At 64.6% G+C, this 20,594-nt stretch carries 20 protein-coding genes and 1 pseudogene; 12 read left to right on the top strand and 9 right to left on the bottom strand.

The window, feature by feature from the left end; all coding sequences use genetic code 11:
- Positions 1-16: 16 nt before the first annotated feature.
- Entirely contained in the window at positions 17-1,000 is a 984-nt protein-coding gene (locus LRP30_RS27905) for a zinc-dependent alcohol dehydrogenase family protein (RefSeq protein ID WP_249756827.1), read from the bottom strand.
- A gap of 174 nt (positions 1,001-1,174) precedes the next feature.
- On the opposite strand from LRP30_RS27905, the gene LRP30_RS27900 reads away from it, so the two are divergent.
- Together LRP30_RS27900 and LRP30_RS27895 are read left to right on the top strand one after the other, a co-directional pair.
- Positions 1,175-2,014, top strand: a complete 840-nt coding sequence (locus LRP30_RS27900) for a universal stress protein (protein ID WP_249756826.1) — start codon at positions 1,175-1,177, stop codon at positions 2,012-2,014.
- Between the two features lie 64 nt (positions 2,015-2,078).
- Positions 2,079-4,772, top strand: a complete 2,694-nt coding sequence (locus tag LRP30_RS27895) for a bifunctional acetate--CoA ligase family protein/GNAT family N-acetyltransferase (protein WP_249756825.1) — start codon at positions 2,079-2,081, stop codon at positions 4,770-4,772.
- Between the two features lie 9 nt (positions 4,773-4,781).
- On the opposite strand, the gene LRP30_RS27890 is transcribed toward LRP30_RS27895, so the two are convergent.
- Positions 4,782-5,267, bottom strand: a complete 486-nt coding sequence (locus tag LRP30_RS27890) for a phage holin family protein (protein ID WP_249756824.1) — start codon at positions 5,265-5,267, stop codon at positions 4,782-4,784.
- The gene (locus LRP30_RS27885) at positions 5,268-5,543 is read right to left on the bottom strand and encodes a hypothetical protein (protein WP_128932582.1); all 276 of its coding nucleotides are present in this window, start codon (positions 5,541-5,543) and stop codon (positions 5,268-5,270) included.
- A gap of 176 nt (positions 5,544-5,719) precedes the next feature.
- Between LRP30_RS27885 and LRP30_RS27880 the strand changes: the two genes are divergently transcribed.
- The 3 genes from LRP30_RS27880 to LRP30_RS27870 are packed head-to-tail and all read left to right on the top strand — an operon-like array spanning position 5,720 to position 8,781.
- Complete coding sequence (locus LRP30_RS27880) at positions 5,720-6,856, top strand: ABC transporter permease (protein ID WP_249756823.1); 1,137 nt, start codon at positions 5,720-5,722, stop codon at positions 6,854-6,856.
- A gap of 2 nt (positions 6,857-6,858) precedes the next feature.
- Positions 6,859-7,626, top strand: a complete 768-nt coding sequence (locus LRP30_RS27875; RefSeq protein WP_249756822.1) for an ABC transporter ATP-binding protein — start codon at positions 6,859-6,861, stop codon at positions 7,624-7,626.
- 3 nt (positions 7,627-7,629) lie between these two features.
- A complete protein-coding gene (locus LRP30_RS27870) occupies positions 7,630-8,781 on the top strand; it encodes an ABC-type transport auxiliary lipoprotein family protein (protein WP_249756821.1) in 1,152 nt (383 codons plus the stop codon).
- Between the two features lie 6 nt (positions 8,782-8,787).
- Here the strand turns inward: LRP30_RS27870 and LRP30_RS27865 are convergent, their stop codons facing one another.
- Entirely contained in the window at positions 8,788-9,105 is a 318-nt protein-coding gene (locus LRP30_RS27865; protein ID WP_128932586.1) for a cytochrome c, read from the bottom strand.
- 156 nt (positions 9,106-9,261) lie between these two features.
- Here LRP30_RS27865 and LRP30_RS27860 point away from each other — a divergent pair.
- The 3 genes and pseudogenes from LRP30_RS27860 to LRP30_RS27855 all read left to right on the top strand — a co-directional run bounded on the left by LRP30_RS27860 (position 9,262) and on the right by LRP30_RS27855 (position 11,202).
- Positions 9,262-9,974: pseudogene (locus LRP30_RS27860) on the top strand (helix-turn-helix domain-containing protein).
- Between the two features lie 92 nt (positions 9,975-10,066).
- A complete protein-coding gene (locus tag LRP30_RS45025) occupies positions 10,067-10,195 on the top strand; it encodes a hypothetical protein (RefSeq protein ID WP_256477624.1) in 129 nt (42 codons plus the stop codon).
- A gap of 278 nt (positions 10,196-10,473) precedes the next feature.
- Positions 10,474-11,202: a Crp/Fnr family transcriptional regulator gene (locus LRP30_RS27855; RefSeq protein ID WP_128932588.1), complete on the top strand. Its 729-nt coding sequence runs from the start codon at positions 10,474-10,476 to the stop codon at positions 11,200-11,202.
- A gap of 25 nt (positions 11,203-11,227) precedes the next feature.
- Here LRP30_RS27855 and LRP30_RS27850 read toward each other — a convergent pair whose 3' ends face one another.
- The gene (locus LRP30_RS27850; RefSeq protein WP_249761843.1) at positions 11,228-12,004 is read right to left on the bottom strand and encodes a cyclase family protein; all 777 of its coding nucleotides are present in this window, start codon (positions 12,002-12,004) and stop codon (positions 11,228-11,230) included.
- Positions 12,005-12,309: 305 nt separating this feature from the next.
- Here LRP30_RS27850 and LRP30_RS27845 point away from each other — a divergent pair, with 305 nt between their 5' ends.
- From LRP30_RS27845 to LRP30_RS27830, 4 genes are all read left to right on the top strand, one after another.
- Positions 12,310-13,281: a TRAP transporter substrate-binding protein gene (locus LRP30_RS27845; RefSeq protein ID WP_091890026.1), complete on the top strand. Its 972-nt coding sequence runs from the start codon at positions 12,310-12,312 to the stop codon at positions 13,279-13,281.
- A 66-nt stretch (positions 13,282-13,347) separates the two neighbouring features.
- Positions 13,348-13,899: a TRAP transporter small permease gene (locus tag LRP30_RS27840; protein ID WP_128932589.1), complete on the top strand. Its 552-nt coding sequence runs from the start codon at positions 13,348-13,350 to the stop codon at positions 13,897-13,899.
- Complete coding sequence (locus LRP30_RS27835; RefSeq protein ID WP_128932590.1) at positions 13,890-15,182, top strand: TRAP transporter large permease; 1,293 nt, start codon at positions 13,890-13,892, stop codon at positions 15,180-15,182. The genes LRP30_RS27840 and LRP30_RS27835 overlap by 10 nt, the downstream gene beginning before the upstream one ends.
- A 22-nt stretch (positions 15,183-15,204) precedes the next feature.
- Positions 15,205-16,011, top strand: a complete 807-nt coding sequence (locus LRP30_RS27830; RefSeq protein ID WP_249756820.1) for an SDR family oxidoreductase — start codon at positions 15,205-15,207, stop codon at positions 16,009-16,011.
- Between the two features lie 274 nt (positions 16,012-16,285).
- Here LRP30_RS27830 and LRP30_RS27825 read toward each other — a convergent pair whose 3' ends face one another.
- Genes LRP30_RS27825 through LRP30_RS27810 form a run of 4 tightly spaced genes read right to left on the bottom strand, consistent with a single transcriptional unit; the run spans position 16,286 to position 20,564 of the window.
- On the bottom strand, positions 16,286-16,984 hold the full coding sequence (locus tag LRP30_RS27825; protein WP_249756819.1) for a substrate-binding domain-containing protein: 699 nt from the start codon (positions 16,982-16,984) through the stop codon (positions 16,286-16,288).
- On the bottom strand, positions 16,981-19,107 hold the full coding sequence (locus LRP30_RS27820) for a molybdopterin cofactor-binding domain-containing protein (protein ID WP_249756818.1): 2,127 nt from the start codon (positions 19,105-19,107) through the stop codon (positions 16,981-16,983). The genes LRP30_RS27825 and LRP30_RS27820 overlap by 4 nt, the downstream gene beginning before the upstream one ends.
- Positions 19,104-19,574 (bottom strand): (2Fe-2S)-binding protein, encoded by a 471-nt coding sequence (locus LRP30_RS27815; protein ID WP_249756817.1) that lies wholly within the window; start codon positions 19,572-19,574, stop codon positions 19,104-19,106. The genes LRP30_RS27820 and LRP30_RS27815 overlap by 4 nt, the downstream gene beginning before the upstream one ends.
- 15 nt (positions 19,575-19,589) lie before the next feature.
- On the bottom strand, positions 19,590-20,564 hold the full coding sequence (locus LRP30_RS27810) for a tripartite tricarboxylate transporter substrate binding protein (protein WP_249756816.1): 975 nt from the start codon (positions 20,562-20,564) through the stop codon (positions 19,590-19,592).
- Positions 20,565-20,594: the final 30 nt, after the last annotated feature.

The following is a 20,594-nucleotide window of genomic DNA, read 5'->3' as shown; positions in this document are numbered from 1 at the left end:
GGCATCTGCGTCACCGTCAGGGCGTCAGCACGGCCGCGCCGAGAATCTGGCCATTCCGCAGCATTCTCAGAACTTCGTTGGCCTGATCGAGCGGAAATGCTGTGGTTTCGGTGCGTATGCCAGCTTGCGGGACGATCCGGAGAAAATCGAGGCCATCCTGCCGAGTCAGATTGGCCACCGAGACCAGCTGCCGTTCCTCCCAGAGCAGCTCATATGGAAAGCTTGGAATGTCCGACATGTGGATTCCGGCGCACACGACGCGGCCGCCCTTGCGTACGACGCGCAGCGCTGCCGGGACGAGTTCGCCAGCTGGCGCGTAGATGATGGCGGCGTCGAGCGGCTCGTCCGGCGTTTCGTCAGAGGCCCCTGCCCAGACGGCGCCGATACGACGTGCAAAGCCTTGCGCAGCGGCATCGCCACGCCGCGTGAATGCATAGACGGATCGTCCCTGCCAGACCGCAACTTGCGCGATGATGTGGCCGGCCGCGCCAAAACCATAGAGGCCGAGCTTGCTGGCAGAGCCGGCTATTACCAGCGAGCGCCAGCCGATCAGCCCTGCGCACAGCAGAGGAGCAATCTCCACGTCATTGCCGTTTTCGCCGAGTGGAAACGCGTAGCGCGCGTCAGCGATCGTGTGCGTTGCGTAGCCGCCGTCGCGCGTGTAGCCGGTGAAGAGGGGCGCGTCACACAGGTTTTCCATGCCGTCCCGGCAGAACCGACACTTGCCGCAGGTAAAACCAAGCCAGGGAATGCCAACCCGATCGCCGGGCGCATGCGTTGCAACATTCGGACCCACGAGATCGACCCGGCCGACGATCTCGTGACCAGGCACGATCGGATAGCGAATATCGGGCAGCTCGGCATCGACGACGTGAAGATCGGTGCGGCATACTCCGCAGGCGCTGACCTTCACCCGGATCTGGCCTTCGCCGGGGATAGGATCGGGCCGCTCCTCCATCCGGAGCTGCGCTCGTGAGGCCGGCAACACCATTGCACGCATGAACCTCTCCCGGGCGAACCGCTCGGACTGACTTATTCATAGAATGGCCGAGCGGCCAGTCCTTGATGTTGGTCAACGGGCCGTCGCGAACGACCGGACGGAGTTCCCCAGGCTTGACGAGGATCAAGCGTCCCGACGAAACCCGGCCTATGCTGGCGGCCAAGGAGAATCCCGATGGCCATCAAGGACGTCTTTCTGCCGCTTGTCGGCCAGCCGCGCCGGCCGCTTCTAGCCGCGATCGAGAAATGCGTGGCTGTCGCCGCGGACCTCGGCGCCAGGATCACCGCACTTGCGCTCGAGGAAGACGTTTTCGTGCGGCCGAAAGTGCTGCTGCCGGACGATCCCGCTGCGGCCGAGGCAACGGGGTTGCTTGGGGCGGGCGATATGCAGCTGCTCCTGAATGCCTTTACTGATGCATCGTCCCGCGCCGACATTCGCGCCCATGGCCGATCGGCCAAGGTGCCGGCAGACCAGATCGCTTCGATCCTGGCCGAGCATGCGCGCTTCAGCGATCTCACGTTGCTCCCGGTGAAGCCGCACGACAGCCGAACGGAACACATCATCGAGACGCTCCTGTTCGAATCCGGGCGGCCGCTCCTGCTCTGTCCGGAACAGCATGTTGATGAGCTGCGACCGGAATTCGAGAATGTCATGATCGCGTGGGATCACTCCGCGCGTGCGGCGCGCGCGGTCGGCGATGCCCTGCCGGTCCTTCGGGCGGCCGCATCGGTCCGCGTGGTGACCGTGGCGGACGAGAAGACCGACGCGATCGTGCAATCCGGAACGGCACTCGTCGACCACCTCAGGGAACACGGCGTTCACGCCTCGTTCGAAACGACGAAATGCGGCGGCAGTTCGATCGGAAAGGTGCTCGGAAGCTGGGCGAATTCCCATACTATCGATGCGATCGTGATGGGCGCCTATCATCATTCGCGCCTGAACGAGATCGTTTGGGGCGGTGTGACAAAGACCGTCATTGGCCAGCCACCGTGCTGGGTTATGATCTCGCACTAGGCAGGCAGTTTCCAGCCTGATCTTCCATCCTCGGAACCGCCAGCGACCGGGCGCATTTGCTTTCATGTCCACCTACCGCCTGAAGAATCTGCTGTCACCGCGTTCGGTCGCGCTGGTCGGCGCGAGTGCCCGCCCAGTCTCGGTGGGACGCGCCGTCCTGGAGAACATCCGCAGCGCCGAGTTCAAAGGACAGTTTGGCCTCGTCAATCCGCGCCATGCCGAGATCGGCGGCATCGCCGCGGTGAAGAGTCTGGACAGATTGGACTTCGTCCCCGAGCTCGTGGTCATCACCGCGCCGGCGCGGGAGGTTCCCGGCATCATCGATCAGGCCGGACGTCGCGGCTCGGCGGGCGCGCTCATCGTCTCGGCCGGGCTCGGCCACGGACCGGGATCCCTGCACGAGGCTGCAATCGCCGCGGCCCGCAAGTACGGCATGCGGCTGATCGGTCCGAACTGTCTCGGCATCATGATGCCCGCAGTGAGCCTCAATGCCAGCTTCGCCGCGCATATGCCAGGCGCGGGCAATCTCGCGCTGATCTCGCAATCGGGCGCGATCGCGGCCGGCATGGTCGATTGGGCGGCGCAGCGCGGCGTTGGCTTCTCCGGCATCGTCTCGATCGGCGATCAGATCGACGTCGACCTTGCCGATCTGCTCGACTATTTCGCGATGGATCACAAGACCCGCGCGATCCTGCTCTATATCGAGGCGATCAAGGACGCCCGCAAGTTCATGTCGGCGGCGCGCGCCGCCGCGCGCGTGAAGCCGGTCGTCGTGGTGAAGTCCGGCCGGATGGCGCAGGGGGCGAAGGCCGCGGCCACGCATACCGGGGCGCTCGCCGGCGCCGACGCCGTCTATGACGCCGCGTTCCGCCGCGCGGGCGTGCTGCGGGTCTCCGATCTGCGCGAGCTGTTCGATTGCGCCGAGACGCTCGGCCGCGTCGAATCGCCGGCGGGAAAGCGGCTCGCTATCCTGACCAATGGCGGTGGCATCGGCGTCCTCGCCATCGATCGATTGGTCGAGCTTGGCGGAATTCCGGCATCGATCTCGGCGGACGCGCGCAAGAAACTCGATGACCTGCTGCCGCCGAGCTGGTCCGGTGCAAATCCCGTCGACATCGTGGGTGACGCCGACGCCGCGCGCTACGCGGCGGCGCTGGGGGCGCTGCTCGCCGATCCCGACAATGACGCCGTGCTTGTCCTCAACGTGCAGACGGCGATCGCTTCGGCGGCCGACATCGCCACGACGGTGACGGAGCTCGTCGGAAAATACCGCGAGCAGCACCGCCGCTGGGCAAAGCCCGTCCTTGCCGCCTGGGTCGGAGCCGACCAGAACATCATTCAGACGCTCTCCGGCGCGGGCATTCCGAACTACCCGACCGAGGATGATGCCGTGCGCGGCTTCATGCATCTGGTCCGGCACCGCGAAGTGGTGGAGGAGCTGAGCCAGGTTCCGCCCGCGATGCCCGACACGTTCGTGCCGGACGCCAAGGCGGCGAGGCAGATCGTCACTGCCGCGATCACAGACGGCCGTCAATGGCTCGAGCCTGTCGAGATCAAGCACCTGCTCGAAGCCTACGACATTGCGATGGTGCCGACCTATGCCGCAACCGATGTCAAGCAGGCGGTGGCCTATGCGAACGACATGTTCGCGAAAGGCGCGACCGTCGTGCTGAAGATCATGTCGCGTGACATCGTTCACAAGTCAGATGTCGGCGGCGTCATCCTCAATCTGACCACGCCGGATGCGGTGCGCGCGGCTGCCACCGACATTCTCGACCGGGCGAGGAAGCTGCGACCCGAAGCCCGCATCGGCGGTGTCATCGTCCAAGCGATGGTGGTCAAGGCGAAGGCGCGCGAGCTGATCCTCGGTCTTGCCGATGATCCCACCTTCGGCACCGTCGTCGTCTTCGGCCGGGGCGGGACGGCCGTGGAGATCATCAATGACAAGGCACTTGCGCTGCCGCCGCTCGACCTGCAGCTCGCCCGCGACCTGATCGACCGCACGCGCGTGTCACGGCTGCTTCGCGCCTACCGGGACGTGCCGGCAGTGAAGCCGGATGCCGTCGCTATGGTGCTGGTCAAGCTGGCGCAGATGGCCGCTGACATTCCTGAAATCCGCGAATTCGACATCAACCCGCTGCTCGCGGACGAAATCGGCGTGACCGCGGTCGATGCCCGCGTCGCCGTGGGGCCGCCGCAGCGAAAGTTCGCCGGCTCCGGCCCGGCCAATTTCGCCGTTCGAGCCTATCCGTCACAATGGGAGCGCCGCCTCAAGCTCAAGGACGACTGGCGGATCTTCGTGCGGCCCATGCGCCCCGAGGACGAGCCGACCATCCACGAATTCCTTCGTCACGTCACGCCGCAAGACCTCCGCCTGCGCTTCTTCGCGCCGATGAAGGAGTTCACCCACGAGTTCATCGCGCGCCTGACCCAGCTCGATTATGCACGCGCGATGGCCTTCATCGCATTCGACCAGGAGACCGGCGAGATGGTCGGCGTCGTCCGGCTCCATTCGGATTCGATCTACGAGAGCGGCGAATATGCCATTCTGCTGCGGTCCGATCTCAAGGGCAGGGGACTCGGATGGGCCCTGATGCAGCTGATCATCGACTACGCGAAGTCGGAAGGGTTGAAGACCATATCGGGCGACGTGCTCCAGGAGAACATAGTGATGCTCGAGATGTGCCGGCAGCTCGGCTTCGAGGTCAAGCCGGATCCCGCCGAGCCTGATATCTGCGACGTCAGGCTGAAGCTCTGAGCGCGTGCTTTAAGAGTGCGCTTCAGCCGACGTTGCGGTGGATTTCCTGGCCGTCGTTCGCAAATTCTTGACGATGATCGCAATTAGCGGCACCAGCACCGGCACGACGGTGCTGAGCGGATGATGCACGGCGCCTGACACCTGGACCTGGAGCGCGCGCGCCTCGAGCTGAAGGGCTTCGATGGATGCGTCATGAATTTCGTTCGCAAGTTCGATGTCACGCCCTGACGGAGCGCGGCCGGCGACCATGAACAGGGCGGCCGCGATGGCGAAGTTGACGGCGCCGAGGATGGCGGCGGCGGCAACCGCACTCCAGATCTGCACCAGCGCGAAATAGGCCGAGAGCTCCAGCATCAGGAGTCCGAAGGCCGCGATCAGCGCCGCGAAGGCGCGAAGGCCAAGCCCCATCAACAGATGGCGCAGCCTGATGTCCGCGATGATCCGATCGGTGCGCCACAGCACGCGCAGATGTTTGACGACATTCTCGGTATTCACCTAGTGCCTCCTCAGCATGAAGCCGACCATCACGCCGAGCGCGAAGACGGAGGCGAGCGATGTGATCGGCCGCTCCGCAATGAGGCCCTGAAGCTGCTCCTGCTCTTCGTCGACGGTCTCGCCAAGCTCGGTGAGCGCAGCCCTGATCTGATCGGCCAGCGCCTCGGCCCGATCTTTCGAACTGTCGTAGATCTCCTCGCCGGCGGTGCTCAAAAGGCGCGTGACGTCAACCTTCAGCGCTCGCAGTTCGTCGCTCATCTTGTCGCTGTCGAACATGGCTTGATACCCCCACGGATCGCCAGCGAATCTAGGATCCTCGGGCGCAACCGTACTTGATATGCGTCAAGGAGGTGCGGTGTTGCCCTGGTCTTGAGACAGGTCAACCCGGGCGCCACATGCTGGCCTAGAAATCCCGGCTGAATGGGCGCCAATCGTCCCGATGAGGTGGAAGCGTGAACCCCGAACCGCTGTTGCTGGCGACGCCATCCGGCGATGTGCTGAAATTGCGCCCGGAAGGGCCGTGGACCGCAGCGAATGTGGTGATGCTCGAATCGCTGTCCCGGTCGGTCGGGGCGGACGTCGATCGATCCAGAGCCGTGACCCTGGACATGTCGGGCGTCAGCGCGCTCGACACGCTCGGCGCCTGGGTCCTGGAGAAGCTGTCGCGCCGGGCTGCATCATCCGGCAGATCGGCTGAATTCGTCGGTGTCGCCGATCAATTCAGTGGGCTGATGGACGAGGTGCGCCAGGTCAACCGCGACAGGCCGGCACCCGTGGCCGTGCCGAATCCGGTTTTGCTCAGGCTCGGCGATCTCGGCAAGGCCACGATCGGTGCGCGGGAAGACGTCACGATCTTTCTGCAAATGCTCGGCGCGCTATTCATGGCCGTGATCGGCGTGCTGCGCCGGCCACGATCGCTGCGGCTGACCTCGCTGGTCTATCAGCTTTACCGCATCGGATGGCAGGCTATTCCCATCATCGTGCTGATCACCTTCCTGATCGGCGCCATCATCGCCCAGCAGGGATTCTTCCATTTCCGCAGGTTCGGCGCGGAGTCCTACACCGTCGACATGGTCGGCATCCTGGTGCTGCGCGAGCTCGGCGTGTTGATCGTCGCCATCATGGTCGCCGGACGGTCGGGAAGCGCCTATACCGCCGAGCTCGGCTCGATGAAGATGCGCGAGGAGATCGACGCGCTCTCGACCATGGGGCTCGACCCCGTCGACGTCCTGATCCTGCCGCGCGTTGCGGCGCTCGTCATCGCGCTGCCGATCCTCGCCTTCGTCGGATCGATTGCCGCGCTCTATGGCGGCGGGCTGGTCGCACAGTTCTACGGCGACATGGGACCGGCGATCTATATCGCACGGCTGCATGACGCCATTTCCATCACTCATTTCGAGGTGGGGATCCTGAAGGCGCCGTTCATGGCGCTGGTGATCGGGATCGTCGCCTGTAGCGAAGGATTGCGCGTGAAAGGCAGCGCCGAATCGCTGGGACGGCAGACCACGACATCGGTGGTGAAGTCGATCTTCCTGGTGATCGTGCTCGACGGCCTGTTCGCGATCTTCTTCGCTTCGATTGGAATGTGACGATGGAGGACTCACAGCAGGAGTTCGCGATCCGCGTCCGCGACCTCGTGGTCGGCTTCGGCCGCCAGACCGTGCTCGACCATCTGTCGCTCGACGTCCGCCGCGGTGAGATACTCGGGCTGGTCGGGGCGTCCGGCGGCGGCAAGTCGGTGCTGATGCGCACTATCATCGGCCTCATCCCGCGCCGAAGCGGCAGCATCGAAGTCATGGGACAGCCAGTCGGCGGCGGCGCTCAAGGTACGGCCACGACTTGGGGCATCCTTTTTCAGCAAGGCGCGCTGTTCTCATCGCTGACGGTGAGACAAAACGTCCAGTTTCCGCTGCGGGAAAATCTCGCCCTGTCGCAGGAGCTGATGGACGAGATCGCGATTGCCAAGCTCGAGATGGTCGGGCTGCGGGCGCAGGATGCGGACAAATTTCCGGCGGAGCTGTCGGGCGGCATGACCAAGCGCGTGGCGCTGGCGCGCGCGCTCGCGCTCGATCCGCCGATCCTGTTCCTGGACGAGCCGACCTCCGGCCTCGACCCGATCGCCGCCGGCGATTTCGACGCGCTGATCAAGACGCTGCAAAAGACCCTGGGCCTCACTGTGTTCATGGTCACCCACGACCTTGCGAGCCTGACCACGGTCTGCGACCGCGTGGCCGCCCTGGCCGACGGCAGGATCGTGGCGATCGGCCCGATGCGCGAACTGCTGCAATCCGAGCATCCCTGGGTGCGGGCCTATTTCCACGGCAAGCGCTCGCAGATGCTGCAACACGAAATGAGATGACACATGGAAACCCGCGCTCCTTACGTGCTGATCGGCACCTTCGTGCTGGCTGCGATCGTTGCGGTGTTCGGCTTCGTCTATTGGCTGAACAACACCGGCGGCATCGGGCCGCGCACGAACTACCACGTGCAATTCCAGGGACCGGTGCCCGGCCTGCTGGTCGGCGCCGGCGTGCTGTTCAACGGCATCCGCGTCGGTGAGGTGACCGAGCTCGGGCTCGCGCCGGATAACCCGCGCTTCGTCAATGCGACGATCTCGGTGGCCGCGGCAACGCCAGTGCGTGCCGACACCAAGGTCGGACTCGATTTCCAGGGCTTGACCGGCGTGCCGGTGGTGACGCTGGAGGGCGGCATGATCGTCGCCAGGTCGGGCGCCAAGTCGGGCCCTATGTCCGATGCCAAGTCCGACGCCAAGTCCGGCGAGCCGCTGACCTTGATCGCCGAGGCCGGCGCAGGCCAGAGCATGACGCAGGCGGCGCGCGATGCGCTGCGGAAGGTCGACACCGTGCTGGAGGACAATTCCGGCCCGCTAAAGGACACCATCGCCAATTTGAAGACGTTCTCCGACGGGCTCGCGCGCAACACCGGCAAGATCGACGGCATTCTGGCGGGCCTCGAGAAGATGACCGGTGGCGGAGCGCCCGCGCAGAAGGTCACCTATGACCTGCGCACGCCGAAGAATCTGGGGCCGGCCGGCAAGACGCTGTCTGCGTCACTGGCCATTCCCGAGCCGACCGCGGTCGCGATGCTCCAGACCCAGCGCATGCTGTTCTCGCCGGTCGGGGACAATCCGGGCTTTGCCGATTTCCTCTGGGCCGACAGCATTCCAAAACTGGTGCAGGCGCGCCTGATCGACAGTTTCGAGAATTACGACATTGCCCACGCGCCGCTACGCACGACCGATCTCGGTCAGGCGGACTACCAGCTCCTGATCGACATCAGGCGCTTTCGGATCGCGACGGACGGTGAGGCGAGGGCCGAGATCGGACTGTCGGCGCGGATCGTCGACAAGAACGGCAAGGTGATTGCCTCGCGCCTCGTCGAGACCAGCGAGAAGCTCGACAAGGTCGAGCCGGCCGCTTCAGTCGCAGCGTTCGATGCCGCCTTTGCCCGGATCGCAAAGGAGCTGATCGGCTGGACCGTGCAGGCGGTGTGATGCCTGCTATTCCAGGGTCTTCAGGTAGGACAGGAGGTCGTGGATCTGGTCCGGATTGAGCTCGAAGGCGGGCATGTCGGCATGGCCGGTGTAGATGCCTTCGGCCAGTGCCTCACCAAGGGTCTCGATCGGATAACGCCGATGCAGGGTGCGCAGCGCCGGCGCGCTCTTGAGCGGACTCTCGGAGACACGGTCGATCGCATGGCAGCGAGCGCAATTTGCCCGTGCAAAGGCCTTGCCGCGCTGCTCGGCAGTCGTTGCGGCTAGCGCAGGCGTGATCAGGAGCAGCCCAATCAGGCCGTGACGCAGCGCGCTTTGCAGCATGGAAAGTGATCCCCGTCGAACTCTGGAAGGACAGAATAAGGCGGGGACCCCGGCCAAAATTGATCTGAGTCAATCGGCTTTGTCACAGCGCAGTAAAATGCAGGTGCGTGGCAACTCGGCCTGGGGGCAGAGCGGGGCCGACGCTTGGAGCGGTGGATGAAGCCTTCCGTGGTCACGATTGAGCCGAACGGGCATTTCTGCAGCGATTGTGCCGTACGCGCATCGGCGGTTTGCTCGTCGCTGGATGCAGCCGAGCTCAGCGAATTCGAGCATCTGGGGCGCCGTGTCCATTTTGGCTCAGGCGAGACCGTGTTTTCCGAAGAGGACATCACGACCTCGTCTACAACGTGCTCGAAGGCGTCATGCGGCTGTACAAGCTGCTGCCCGACGGTCGGCGGCAGATCGTGGGCTTTGCCCTGCCGGGCGATTTCCTGGGGATGAACCTTTCCGGCCGCCACAATTTTTCGGCCGATGCGATCGGCGCTGTGACCGTGTGCCAGTTCGCCAAAGCACCTTTCGGCCGTTTCATCGAGAGCCGGCCGCAGCTGCTCAGGCGGATCAACGAGCTGGCCATTCGCGAGCTGAGCCAGGCGCGCGACCACATGGTCCTGCTCGGCCGGCGCTCGGCGGACGAGAGGGTCGCAACGTTTCTGCTCGGCTGGCGCCAGCGTCTGTTGGCGCTCGGGGGATCGTTGGACACCGTTCCGCTTCCGATGAGCCGGCAGGACATCGCCGACTATCTCGGCCTGACCATCGAAACCGTCAGCCGCACCTTCACCAAGCTGGAGCGTCACGGCGCAATCGAGATCCTTCATGGCGGTATCAGCCTGCGCGACCCCGCGCGCGTCGAGGCCCTGGCCGCGGCCTGACATTCTGTCCGCAACGCTCGCGGATTTTTGATCCCGATCAATGACGCCGGCCATCCGCCGCAAAATAATGCCTCAGACAATCCGGGAGAAGCATGATGCCCGCTGACGCGTTGCTGGTGACTGTCGTCGTCGTCGCGATCTTCGTCGCTTTCGCCGCAGCCTTGGCTTGGGCGGACCGGCAGACCAGTGCAGGCCGGCTCGACCCGGATTCCAAGCGCTGAAGCTCCTGAGATCGTCGTCCGATCTGACGCGCCGACCGCCGACGCTCGTGCAGCGCTCTGGCCGTGCGGCAGCGCCTCAACGCAATCACGACTTGCGCAATCTGCAACTCTGCATCGGTCCAAATGCAGTGGCACATCCTTCGGATGTTGCCTTCCGCCTAACCACGGCGTTTTCGCGGCATTTGCCTAAAACAGCGCCCGTGCTTTCCGGTTGAAAAGCCTGATAACGTTGACTAGGCAGGAACCCCAATGCCTCGCAGTCTTAGGAGCCCAGTGGCGTGCCTCAGGACAAGACCGGCGACCCCCGACAGTCAGCGGGCAACAAACTATCGGTACTGCGCAAGCACCCGATCTTCGCGGATCTGGAGCCGGAGGCGCTCGATCAACTCTGCCGCTATGCCAAGCACACCACCGTGAAGCGTGGCGCGACGATCGCCGCCAAGGGCGATCCCGGTAACAATCTATTCGCGGTGGTCACGGGGACGGTGAAGATCTCCTCTTCGTCGCCGGATGGGCGGAATGCCATTCTCAATCTGATCGGTCCCGGAGAAATTTTTGGCGAGATCGCGGTGCTCGACGGCGCCCCCAGGTCGGCCGATGCCACCGCGAACACCAATTGCGAGCTCTACATCATCGATCGCCGGGACTTCCTGCCATTCGTGAAGAGCCAGCCGGCGCTGGCGATGAAATTCATCGAGCTGCTCTGCGCGCGCCTGCGCTGGACCAGCCAGCAGGTCGAGCAGGTGATCCTCCAGAACCTGCCGGGCCGGCTCGCCAGCGCGCTGCTTGGTCTCACCGAGGAGCGCAAGCTCGACTCCGGCAGCGGTACGCTCGCCATCACCCAGCAGGAGATCAGCGAGATGGTCGGGATGACGCGCGAGAGTATCAACAAGCAATTGCGCGCCTGGGCCGGCCGCAACTGGGTTCGTCTCGAGCACGGCGCCATCGTCGTGCTGGATACCGATGCACTGCGCGAACTCGCCGAGAGCGGCCTCTCCGGCGATTGAGAGCGTGCTCTACATTATTGAGCATTTAGCCATCGATGATGGCGACCGCGCGGGTCCAGCCCGCGGAGGCGCGTTCGATCTTGACCGGAAGGCATGAGATCGTGAACCCGCTCGAGGGCAATTGATCGAGATTGTGCAGCTTCTCGAGATGGCAATAGCCGATGTGCCGTCCTGCCTTGTGGCCTTCCCAGATCAGGCTGGCATCCCTTGTTTCGGCGTATCTCTTCGCGGTGTAGACAAACGGCGCGTCCCAGCTCCAGCCATCGGTACCGGTCAGGCGGACGCCGCGTTCGAGCAGGTACATGGTGGCTTCATAGCCCATGCCGCAGCCGGAATTGACGTAGTCGGCTTGGCCGAATTTCGCGCCGGCGCTGGTGTTGACGACGACGATCTCCAGCGGCGACAGCGTGTGTCCGATCCGTTTCAGCTCCTTCTCGACATCGTCGGCGCTCGCCACGTAGCCGTCGGGCAGATGCCGGAAGTCGAGCTTCACGCCGGGTTGAAAGCACCATTCCAGCGGCACCTCGTCGATCGTCCATGAACGTTCGCCGCGGTTCATGGTCGGATGGAAGTGCCAGGGCGCATCGAGATGTGTCCCGTTGTGGGTCGACAGCGAGACATGTTCGACGGCCCAGCCCTGGCCGTCCGGCAAATCCTGCGCCTTGAGGCCGTCGAAGAACTGCAGCATGCGCGGCAGGCCCTGCTGGTGATCGATATATTGGATCGTCGGATGGTTGCCGGGCGGATCGGCCGTCACATCGTTTCGGAGCGGCACTGAGATATCGATCAGCTTCCGCGGCATGGGCATTCCCTCGAGATGGTCCGCTGTTTCGAACATGTTGAGGGGGCTCCGCCGGTGGCGTCAAGTAACGTGCCGGCGACGTCGAGCCAGCCCGCCGTACCCCACCCTAATGCGAATTGCGCCAGAAATTGATCGATGCAACTCTTGCATCGATCAATGCTGGATTTGGCTTGGACTCAGAATGCCGCCAGCCCTAGGGACGACATTGGCGCTTGACTTCACACCGGAAGTGGGGCGACCCAAGGCGGCCTGCAGCCGGCCCGACAACGACATAATCAACCCAGTCGACCAGGAGGAAAGCCCAGATGAAGACGCTCACCGGTATCATCACAGCCGTTGCACTGGCGGTTTCAGCGCCCCTGGCGACCGCGCGCGATTTCCGCTCCGCCGACGTCCACCCCGCCGATTATCCGACCGTCGAGGCCGTCAAGTTCATGGGCAAGCAGCTCGCGGCGGCGAGCGGCGGCAAGCTCGGCGTGAAGGTGTTTCCCAACGGAGCCCTGGGATCCGAGAAGGACACCATCGAGCAGCTCAAGATCGGCGCGCTCGACATGATGCGGATCAACGCATCGCCGCTGAACAACTTCGTGCCGGAAACCATCGCGTTGTGCCTGCCTTTCGTCTTCCGCGATACGCAGCACATGCGCACCGTCCTCGACGGTCCCATCGGCGATGAGATCCTCGCGGCGATGGAGCCCGCGGGATTGGTCGGCCTTGCCTATTACGACAGCGGCGCCCGGTCCATCTACACCGTCAAGGCGCCGGTCAAGTCGCTCGCCGACCTCAAGGGCCTCAAGATCCGCGTCCAGCAATCCGACCTGTGGGTCGGCATGATCCAGAGCCTCGGGGCCAACCCGACGCCGATGCCCTATGGCGAGGTCTATACCGCGCTCAAGACCGGCCTCGTGGACGCTGCCGAGAACAACTGGCCGTCCTACGAATCCTCGCGCCATTTCGAGGCCGCCAAGTTCTACAACGTCACCGAGCACTCGCTGGCGCCGGAAGTTCTCGTGATGTCGAAGAAGGTCTGGGACACGCTGAGCAAGGATGATCAGGCCATGATCCGCAAGGCGGCCAAGGAATCGGTGCCCGTCATGCGCAAGCTCTGGGATGAGCGCGAGCAGGCCGCCCGCAAGACCGTCGAGGCCGCCGGCGTTCAGGTCGTGACCATCGCCAACAAGGCGGAGTTCGTCGACGCGATGAAGCCGGTGTACACGAAGTTCGCCGGTGACGAGAAGCTCCAGAGCCTCGTCAAGCGCATCCAGGACACGAAGTAAACACAGCGGTGTCGGGTCCGGAGTCGCCTCAGTTGCGGCACCGGACCCTCGCGAGGGAGGCGCGGGATGACAGACCCACACGTCGCAAGCCACGAGCACGAGGCGGTCACTGGTCGCCCGTCCACCGGATTGCTGTCGCGGATCAATGCTCCCGTCGCGCGCGCGGGCATGTATCTGTCCGTGGCCGGCCTGCTCGTCATCGTCGTCATCGTGTTCTACCAGGTGTTCGGACGTTACGTGCTCAATTCCAGCCCGACCTGGACGGAGAACCTTGCGCTGGTTCTGATCCTGTATGTCACCTTGATCGGCGCCGCCGTCGGCGTGCGCGATGCCGGACATATTGGCATGGACAGTCTCTTGGTGATGCTTCCGGATCACATGCGGGAGAAGATTGAGCTCGTGATCCACGTCCTGGTGGCCGTGTTCGGCATTGCGATGGCCTACAATGGCTGGATCCTCGGGGCGTCGGTCGGAACGGTGAAGATCCCCAATCTCGGCCTGCCTGAGGTGATCCGCTACGTGCCGCTGATCGCCTCCGGCATCCTGATCATCTCTTTTTCAATCGAGCACATCATTGCTCTCTTGCGCGGCGAAGAGGTCGTCCCCTCATGGAACTGATCATCCTCGGCGCCACCTTCTTCGGCTTCCTGATCCTCGGCGTCCCGGTCGCGTTCGCGATCGGCCTCTCGGCGATCTGCACCATCCTTTATGAAGGCTTGCCGGTCGCCGTCATCTTCCAGCAGATGATGTCGGGGATGAACATCTTCTCGTTCCTCGCCATCCCGTTCTTCGTCTTCAGTGGTGAGTTGATGCTGCATGGCGGCGTCGCCGACAAGATCGTACAGCTCGCCAAGAATCTCGTCGGGCACATCCGCGGCGGGCTCGGCATGTCGAACGTGGTCGCCTGCACCCTGTTCGGCGGCGTCTCCGGCTCGCCCGTCGCCGACGTGTCGGCGATGGGCGCGGTGATGATCCCGATGATGAAGAAGGAGGGTTTCGACACCGACTACGCCGTCAACGTCACCACCCATGCCTCGCTGGTCGGAGCCTTGATGCCGACCAGCCACAACATGATCATCTATGCCCTGGCCGCCGGCGGCAAGGTCTCGATCGGCGCGCTGATCGCCGCCGGCCTCTTACCGGCGCTGGTGCTGATGGTCTGCATGCTGGTCGCGGCTTACGCGGTCGCGGTGAAGCGCGGCTATCCGGCGGGCAAGTTTCCGGGCTGGGCCGAGGTCTTCCGCTCGCTTGCGGCCGCGCTGCCCGGCCTTCTGATCGTCGGCATCATCCTGGCCGGCATCCTGTCCGGCGTCTTCACGGCAACCGAATCCGCAGCCGTCGCGGTCACCTACACGATCCTGCTGACCTTCTTCATCTACCGCACCATGACCTGGGGCAATTTCCTGCGCGCCGCCTCCAAGGCGGTGAAGACGACGGGCGTGGTTCTGCTGCTGATCGGCGTCTCCACCATGTTCCAGTACCTGATGGGGCTTTACGAGGTGGCCGATCTTGCCGGCGAGATGATGAGCAAGGTCTCCACGCAGCCCTGGATGATCTTCCTGCTCATCAACGTCATCCTGTTCGTGCTCGGCACGTTCATGGACATGGCCGCGACCATCCTGATCTGCACCCCGATCTTCCTGCCGATCGCGATGAAGGCGGGCATGGATCCAGTGCAGTTCGGCATGCTGATGCTGATCAATTGCGCCCTAGGGCTGAACACGCCGCCGGTCGGAACGACGCAATTCGTGGGCTGCGCCATCGGCGGCATCTCGGTCGGCGCCGTGATGCGCACCATCCTGCCGTTCTATGCCGCGCTGATCGCAGCACTGATGTTCGTGACCTACGTCCCTGCATTCTCGCTGTGGCTGCCGCGCCTGCTGATGGGCTACAAGGGCTAGCAGCACCAGGGAGAAGCCATCAGTGACGGACTATCGCAAGCTCTTCGATCTCACCGGCAAGACCGCAGTCGTCCTCGGCGCCGCATCCGGCATCGGCAAGTCGTCGGCCGAGGCGCTGGCCGGGCTCGGTGCCCGCATCGTCTGCGCCGATCGCGCGCTCGACGCCGCGGAAGCGACCGCCGCCGGCATTCGCGACAAGGGTGGCTGGGCGGAAGCGGCTAGCTGCGACGCCGCAAGCGCTGCGGACGTCAACGCGCTGGCCAAAACCGTGATGCAGAAGTTTCCGCGGCTCGACATCGCTGTGACGACGCCCGGGCTCAACATCCGCAAGACCATCCTCGACTACACCGAGGAGGATCTCGATCGCGTCCTGAACCTTAACGTCAAGGGCACGGTCTGGTTCTTCCAGGCTTTTGGCCGCATCATGGTCGAGCAGAAGGGCGGCAGCATCATCGCCTGCTCCTCGGTGCGCGCGGTCACCATCGAGCCGGGCCTCGGCGTCTACGGCTCGACCAAGGCGGCGATCAGCCTTTTGGTGAAGGGCTTTGCCTCCGAGGTGGGCCACGCCGGCGTGCGCGTCAATGCGATCGCGCCGAGCATCGCCGAGACGGCGCTGACCGGCCCGTTCAAGCAGCGCCCCGATATCTACAATCTCTACGCCGGGCACACCGTGTTCAATCGCTGGAGCAGCGCCGACGAGGTCGCCACCGCTGTCGCCTATCTCGCTTCGGACGCCGCGAGCTATGTCAGCGGCAGCACGCTGTTCGTCGATGGCGGCTGGACTGCCGTCGATGGCCCGCCGACCGGCCTCACCCAGCTGCACAAATAGGGGCGGGCGTCTAGAGCGGAATGGCTTCAGGTTGAATCGGTTGCCGCAGGCTCGTTCACCTCTCCCGCTTGCGGGAGAGGCATAGGCCACCATCGGTGGCCGTCCTTTCAAGGGACGCCGAGGCAAAGCCTCGGCTACGGCGAAGCGCCGGGTGAGGGTTCTCTCCTCGAGTGGATTGTCCATTGCGGAAGCACCCTCTCCCCAACCCTCTCCCGCAAGCGGGAGAGGGAGCCTACCTCCGCCATCGCAGCTATCGAGCCTCATCTCATCCCGTTTAGCCGGTGAAGCCTGCGCGTTGGCGCAGCTCCTTCCGGTCTGCGCTGGTCAGCAGCGCGATCAACGCGGCCGCCTCCCTTGGATGTGCGGCCCGCGCGGTGACGCCGGCCGTGTACATCGTCACGAGTTCGCAGCCGGGCGGCAGCGACCCTGACAGCGCGATGCCGTCGGTCGCGATGATCTCGGTCGCCTGCGTGCAGCCGATCGGTCTTTGCGCGGTGGATGCCGCAAGCTCCCGCATCGCGGTTGCGCCGTTCGGAAAGATCTTGAGGCGTGAGGCGACCTCATAGGCGATGCCGAGCTGATCCAGCACTTTGGCGACGTGCTGTCCCGCGGTCGAGGCCTTGGTGTCCGGAACGTAGATCGCATCGGCGCTGCGCAAGACCTCGCGCAAATCGGCCTCGCTCTTCACCGTCACCTTGGGATCGCGGCTGCGAACCGCCAGCGCGGTCTCGACGCGGCCGACATCGGCGATCGAGGAGGCGGTGACAAGCTTCTCCTCGGCAAGCTTTGCAAGAAGCGCTTGCGTCAGGATCACGAGATCGGCCGGCGTTCCCGCTCGCAGCTTGTCGGCCATGAACCCGACCGCGCCGAACTCGCCGTCGATACTGAGGCCGGTCTGCGCCTTGAAGGCGTCGGTAAGGCCGCGCACCAGCCCCTGCGCTGCGCCACCGCTCAAAATGTTCAGTGTCGTCACGATGCAAGCTCCGCCGCTGCAATGATCCTGTCGCGCGTGATCGGCAGGTCGCGCACGCGCACGCCGAGGCAATCGTAAACCGCATTGGCGATCGCTGCCGTTACCGGGCCGTGCGCGGCCTCACCGGCGCCGACCGGCTCGATCTCCGGCCGCTGGATGATCTCGACATCCACCGCCGGCACCTCGCTGAACCTCAGGATCGGATAGTCGGTCCAGGAGGTCGAATTGATGCGCGTCCGATCGAAGCGGACACGCTCCTTCAGCACCCAGCTCGTCGCCTGGATCGCGCCGCCTTCGATCTGGTTGATGACACCGTCGGGATTGATGGCCTCGCCGACATCGACAGCAAGCGTCAGCCGCTTCACGCGGATGTCGTCGGTGCCTTCGATCTCGGCAATCGCGGCGCAATAGGCTCCCATGTTCTTGTAGCGCGCAAATCCGACGCCGTGACCGATTCCGGTTCGCTTCTGCGGCTTCCACGCGGCACGTCGCGCCGCGGCGCGGATGACGTCCTTGGCGCGCTCGTCGCGCAGATGACGAAAGCGGAATGCGATCGGGTCCTCGCCGCGCAGGGCGATCTCGTCGAGCAGGGACTCGATGGCGAACACGTTGCCTTGCGCGCCGAGGGTCCGCAGCGCTGAGGTCCGCACCGGCATCGTCAGCAGCCGGTGGCTCGTGATCGTCCAGGCCGGGAGGTCATAGAGTGGAACGGCGTTGCGATCAGCGCCGCCGCCATTCGCGGCCGGCGGGTTGGACGAGATCATGCGCGGGTAGGGGTTTGCGATCTCGGTCGCGGCAAGCAGCGCCGGCTGTGCCGCGCGCCCCGGCCGCGCCGCGTGGCCATTGCTCCAGATCGCGTGGCGCCAGCCGGTGATCTCGTTGTCGGCATCGAGATCGGCCTCGATCTCGATGGCCATGGCCGCGCCGAACGGCGCATGGGTCATCTCGTCGTGGCGCGACCATTGCACCCGCACCGGACGGCCATCGGCAGCCTTTGCCAGCAGCACGGCATCGAGCGCGACATCGTCGGCCGCATTGTGCCCGTAGCAGCCGGCGCCCTCCATGTGCTCGACGACGATGTTTTCGGCCGGCAGCTTCAGCACGATCGCAAGATCGGCGCGCAGCAGATAGACGCCCTGGCTGTGGGTCCAGACATGGACGCGATCGCCATCCCATTGCGTCATGGCGCAGGACGGCGCGATCGAGCCATGTGCGATGTAGGGGCGGGTGTACTGCCGGCGCAGGGTTTGGGCCGGCCTGTCCATCGCTGCCATCCTGGTGTCGATGACATCAGTCTCGACCGGCTGGCTTCTTAGGAAGCCTGCCAGATCATCTTCATCGGGCAGCGGATCGCCGGCCGACCATGTCGCGCTCTTGCCCAGGGCTTTCACCGCGGCTTCCGCCGCGCCCTCGCCATCGGCAACGACGCCGGCAAAACCGCCGTCGCGGACGATCGCGACGAGGCCAGGGACAGCGCGTGCAGCCGTTTCGTCGAGTGCAATCATTTTTGCGCCCGAGACGTCCGGCCGCAGCACGCGTCCGTGCAAAAGGCCCGGCAGCGCATAGTCGTGGATGAAGCGCGGCCGCGCGAACACCTTGTCGGGAATGTCGACGCGCTGGACCGAATGTCCGGCGAGGGCGCGCTTCGTAGCGCTCTTCGCTGTCGCGCCCGCGGTGGCGTCGTGATCAAGCGAAACCTCGCCAGCCAGCTCCCAATAGCTGGTCCTGACATTGCCGGGACCCGAGATCGTGCCGTCATCGATGCCGAGCAGCGCCGCATCGACGCCGAGACGCTCCGATGCAGCAGTGAGAAAGCGCCGGCGCACCTCGGCACAGGCCTGGCGCAGCGCGCGGCCGGATTGCTGAATCGACAGGCTGCCCGAGGTGACGCCTTCATTCGGGCTCCTCGCCGTCGAGGCGCGGATCATCTCGACCCTGACGATATCGACATCGAGCTCGTCCGCTGCAATTTGCGCCAGCGCCGTGACGATGCCCTGGCCGATCTCGACCTTGCCAGGCGAGATCGCCACACGGCCTTCGCCCGTGAACCGCACCCAGGACGACAGCTTTGGATTGGCTACGAGGCTAACCGGTAGCTTCGGGGCAGGGGACGGCACATTCATGACGTCGCCATCTCCGATGCTGCCCGCAGCACGGCGCGGACCATGCGGTTGTGCGATCCGCAGCGGCACAGATTGCGGTCCAGCGCGGCTCTGACGTCGGCCTCCGTCGGCGATGGATTGCGCTTCAGCAGGGCTGCAGCACTGATCAGGATCCCCGAGACGCAATAGCCGCATTGCATCGCCTGCTCGGAGATGAAGGCGCGTTGCAGCGGGTGCGGTTGCTCGACCGTGCCGAGGCCCTCCACCGTGACGACGTCCTTGCCCGCGACCGACCACATCGGCATGTCGCATGAAGACATCGCGCGGCCGTCGACCATGACGTAACAGGCGCCGCACTCACCGGCGCCGCAGCCGAAATGCGCACCGGTGACACCGAGCCGGCTGCGCAGCACGTCGAGCAGCGTCTGGTCAGGATCAGCATCCACGGCCATCGCTGCGCTGTTGAGCTGGAATTGAATGGCAGGCATTCTCGCGCTAAGGCCTCACGACTTGTCGAACTTCTTGACGACGTCGGCCCATTTCTCGATGTCGCCGCGCAGGAATTTTTCGAACTGTTCCGGTGTCATCGACATGGGCACGGCGCCCTGTTCTGTCCAGAGCTTGACGATGTCGGGCCGCTTCACCATTGCGTTGACGGCCGCATTGAGCTTGTCGATGACGGGCTTCGGCGTACCCGCGGGAGCCATCAGGCCTAGCCAGATCGTCGCCTCATAGCCTGGCACTCCGGCCTCGATCGCGGTCGGCACGTTCGGCAGCACGGCCGAGCGCTGCTTGCCGGTGGTGGCGAGCGCGCGCACCTGGTTCTCGCCGATGTTCGGCGCCATTGCCGGTACCGCGTCGATCATCATCTGCACCTGTCCACCGATCACGCCGCTGCGCGCCTCGCCGCTGTTGCGATAGGGCACGTGGACGATCTCGACGCCGGCCATGGCTTTGAACAGCTCGCCGGCCATGTGATAGGGCGTGCCCTGGCCGGAGGAGGCGTAGTTCAATTTGCCCGGCTGCGCCTTGGCGAGCGCGATGAACTCTTGCAGCGTCTTCGCTGCGACTTGCGGGTTCACCACGATGACGAGATCGGAATAGTTCACCGGCGCGATCGGCGCGAGGTCGCGCATCAGCTCGTATTTGCGCTTGTCGGGTGTCAGCAGCGATTCATTCGCGGTCTGGGTGTTGGACATCATCAGCAGCGTGTAGCCGTCGGGTGGCGACTTCGCCGCTTCGACCGTGCCAATGACGCCGCCCGCGCCGGTGCGGTTCTCGATCACGAAGGGCTGGCCAAAGCTCTCCTGGAGCACGTTGCCGATCAGCCGGGCCGCGACGTCCGCAGGGCCGCCGGCGCCAAAGGGCACCACGATCCGGACTGCGCGGGTGGGATAATCCTGTGCCAAGGAGGGGGCTGCGGAGAAGGCGCCGAGCAGGCCGACGGCGACCACCAGCATAAATCTTCGGGCTTTCATGCCCACCTCCCTGACGTCGTTCTTGTTGGC

It is taken from the genome of Bradyrhizobium sp. C-145, from assembly GCF_023375135.1.
Lineage (GTDB): Bacteria > Pseudomonadota > Alphaproteobacteria > Rhizobiales > Xanthobacteraceae > Bradyrhizobium > Bradyrhizobium zhanjiangense.
This window is presented reverse-complemented; position numbering and strand designations above follow the sequence as displayed.

Bases quoted from the DNA above. Each gene is read 5' to 3' on its own strand.
- LRP30_RS27840 (WP_128932589.1), top strand. From the start codon at position 13,348: ATGACAGACCCACACGTCGCAAGCCACGAGCACGAGGCGGTCACTGGT.
- LRP30_RS45025 (WP_256477624.1), top strand. From the start codon at position 10,067: ATGATGCCCGCTGACGCGTTGCTGGTGACTGTCGTCGTCGTCGCGATC.
- LRP30_RS27900 (WP_249756826.1), top strand. From the start codon at position 1,175: ATGGCCATCAAGGACGTCTTTCTGCCGCTTGTCGGCCAGCCGCGCCGG.
- LRP30_RS27820 (WP_249756818.1), bottom strand. From the start codon at position 19,107: ATGAATGTGCCGTCCCCTGCCCCGAAGCTACCGGTTAGCCTCGTAGCC.
- LRP30_RS27865 (WP_128932586.1), bottom strand. From the start codon at position 9,105: ATGCTGCAAAGCGCGCTGCGTCACGGCCTGATTGGGCTGCTCCTGATC.
- LRP30_RS27875 (WP_249756822.1), top strand. From the start codon at position 6,859: ATGGAGGACTCACAGCAGGAGTTCGCGATCCGCGTCCGCGACCTCGTG.
- LRP30_RS27870 (WP_249756821.1), top strand. From the start codon at position 7,630: ATGGAAACCCGCGCTCCTTACGTGCTGATCGGCACCTTCGTGCTGGCT.
- LRP30_RS27905 (WP_249756827.1), bottom strand. From the start codon at position 1,000: ATGCGTGCAATGGTGTTGCCGGCCTCACGAGCGCAGCTCCGGATGGAG.
- LRP30_RS27850 (WP_249761843.1), bottom strand. From the start codon at position 12,004: ATGCCGCGGAAGCTGATCGATATCTCAGTGCCGCTCCGAAACGATGTG.
- LRP30_RS27845 (WP_091890026.1), top strand. From the start codon at position 12,310: ATGAAGACGCTCACCGGTATCATCACAGCCGTTGCACTGGCGGTTTCA.
- LRP30_RS27815 (WP_249756817.1), bottom strand. From the start codon at position 19,574: ATGCCTGCCATTCAATTCCAGCTCAACAGCGCAGCGATGGCCGTGGAT.
- LRP30_RS27895 (WP_249756825.1), top strand. From the start codon at position 2,079: ATGTCCACCTACCGCCTGAAGAATCTGCTGTCACCGCGTTCGGTCGCG.
- LRP30_RS27810 (WP_249756816.1), bottom strand. From the start codon at position 20,564: ATGAAAGCCCGAAGATTTATGCTGGTGGTCGCCGTCGGCCTGCTCGGC.
- LRP30_RS27835 (WP_128932590.1), top strand. From the start codon at position 13,890: ATGGAACTGATCATCCTCGGCGCCACCTTCTTCGGCTTCCTGATCCTC.
- LRP30_RS27885 (WP_128932582.1), bottom strand. From the start codon at position 5,543: ATGTTCGACAGCGACAAGATGAGCGACGAACTGCGAGCGCTGAAGGTT.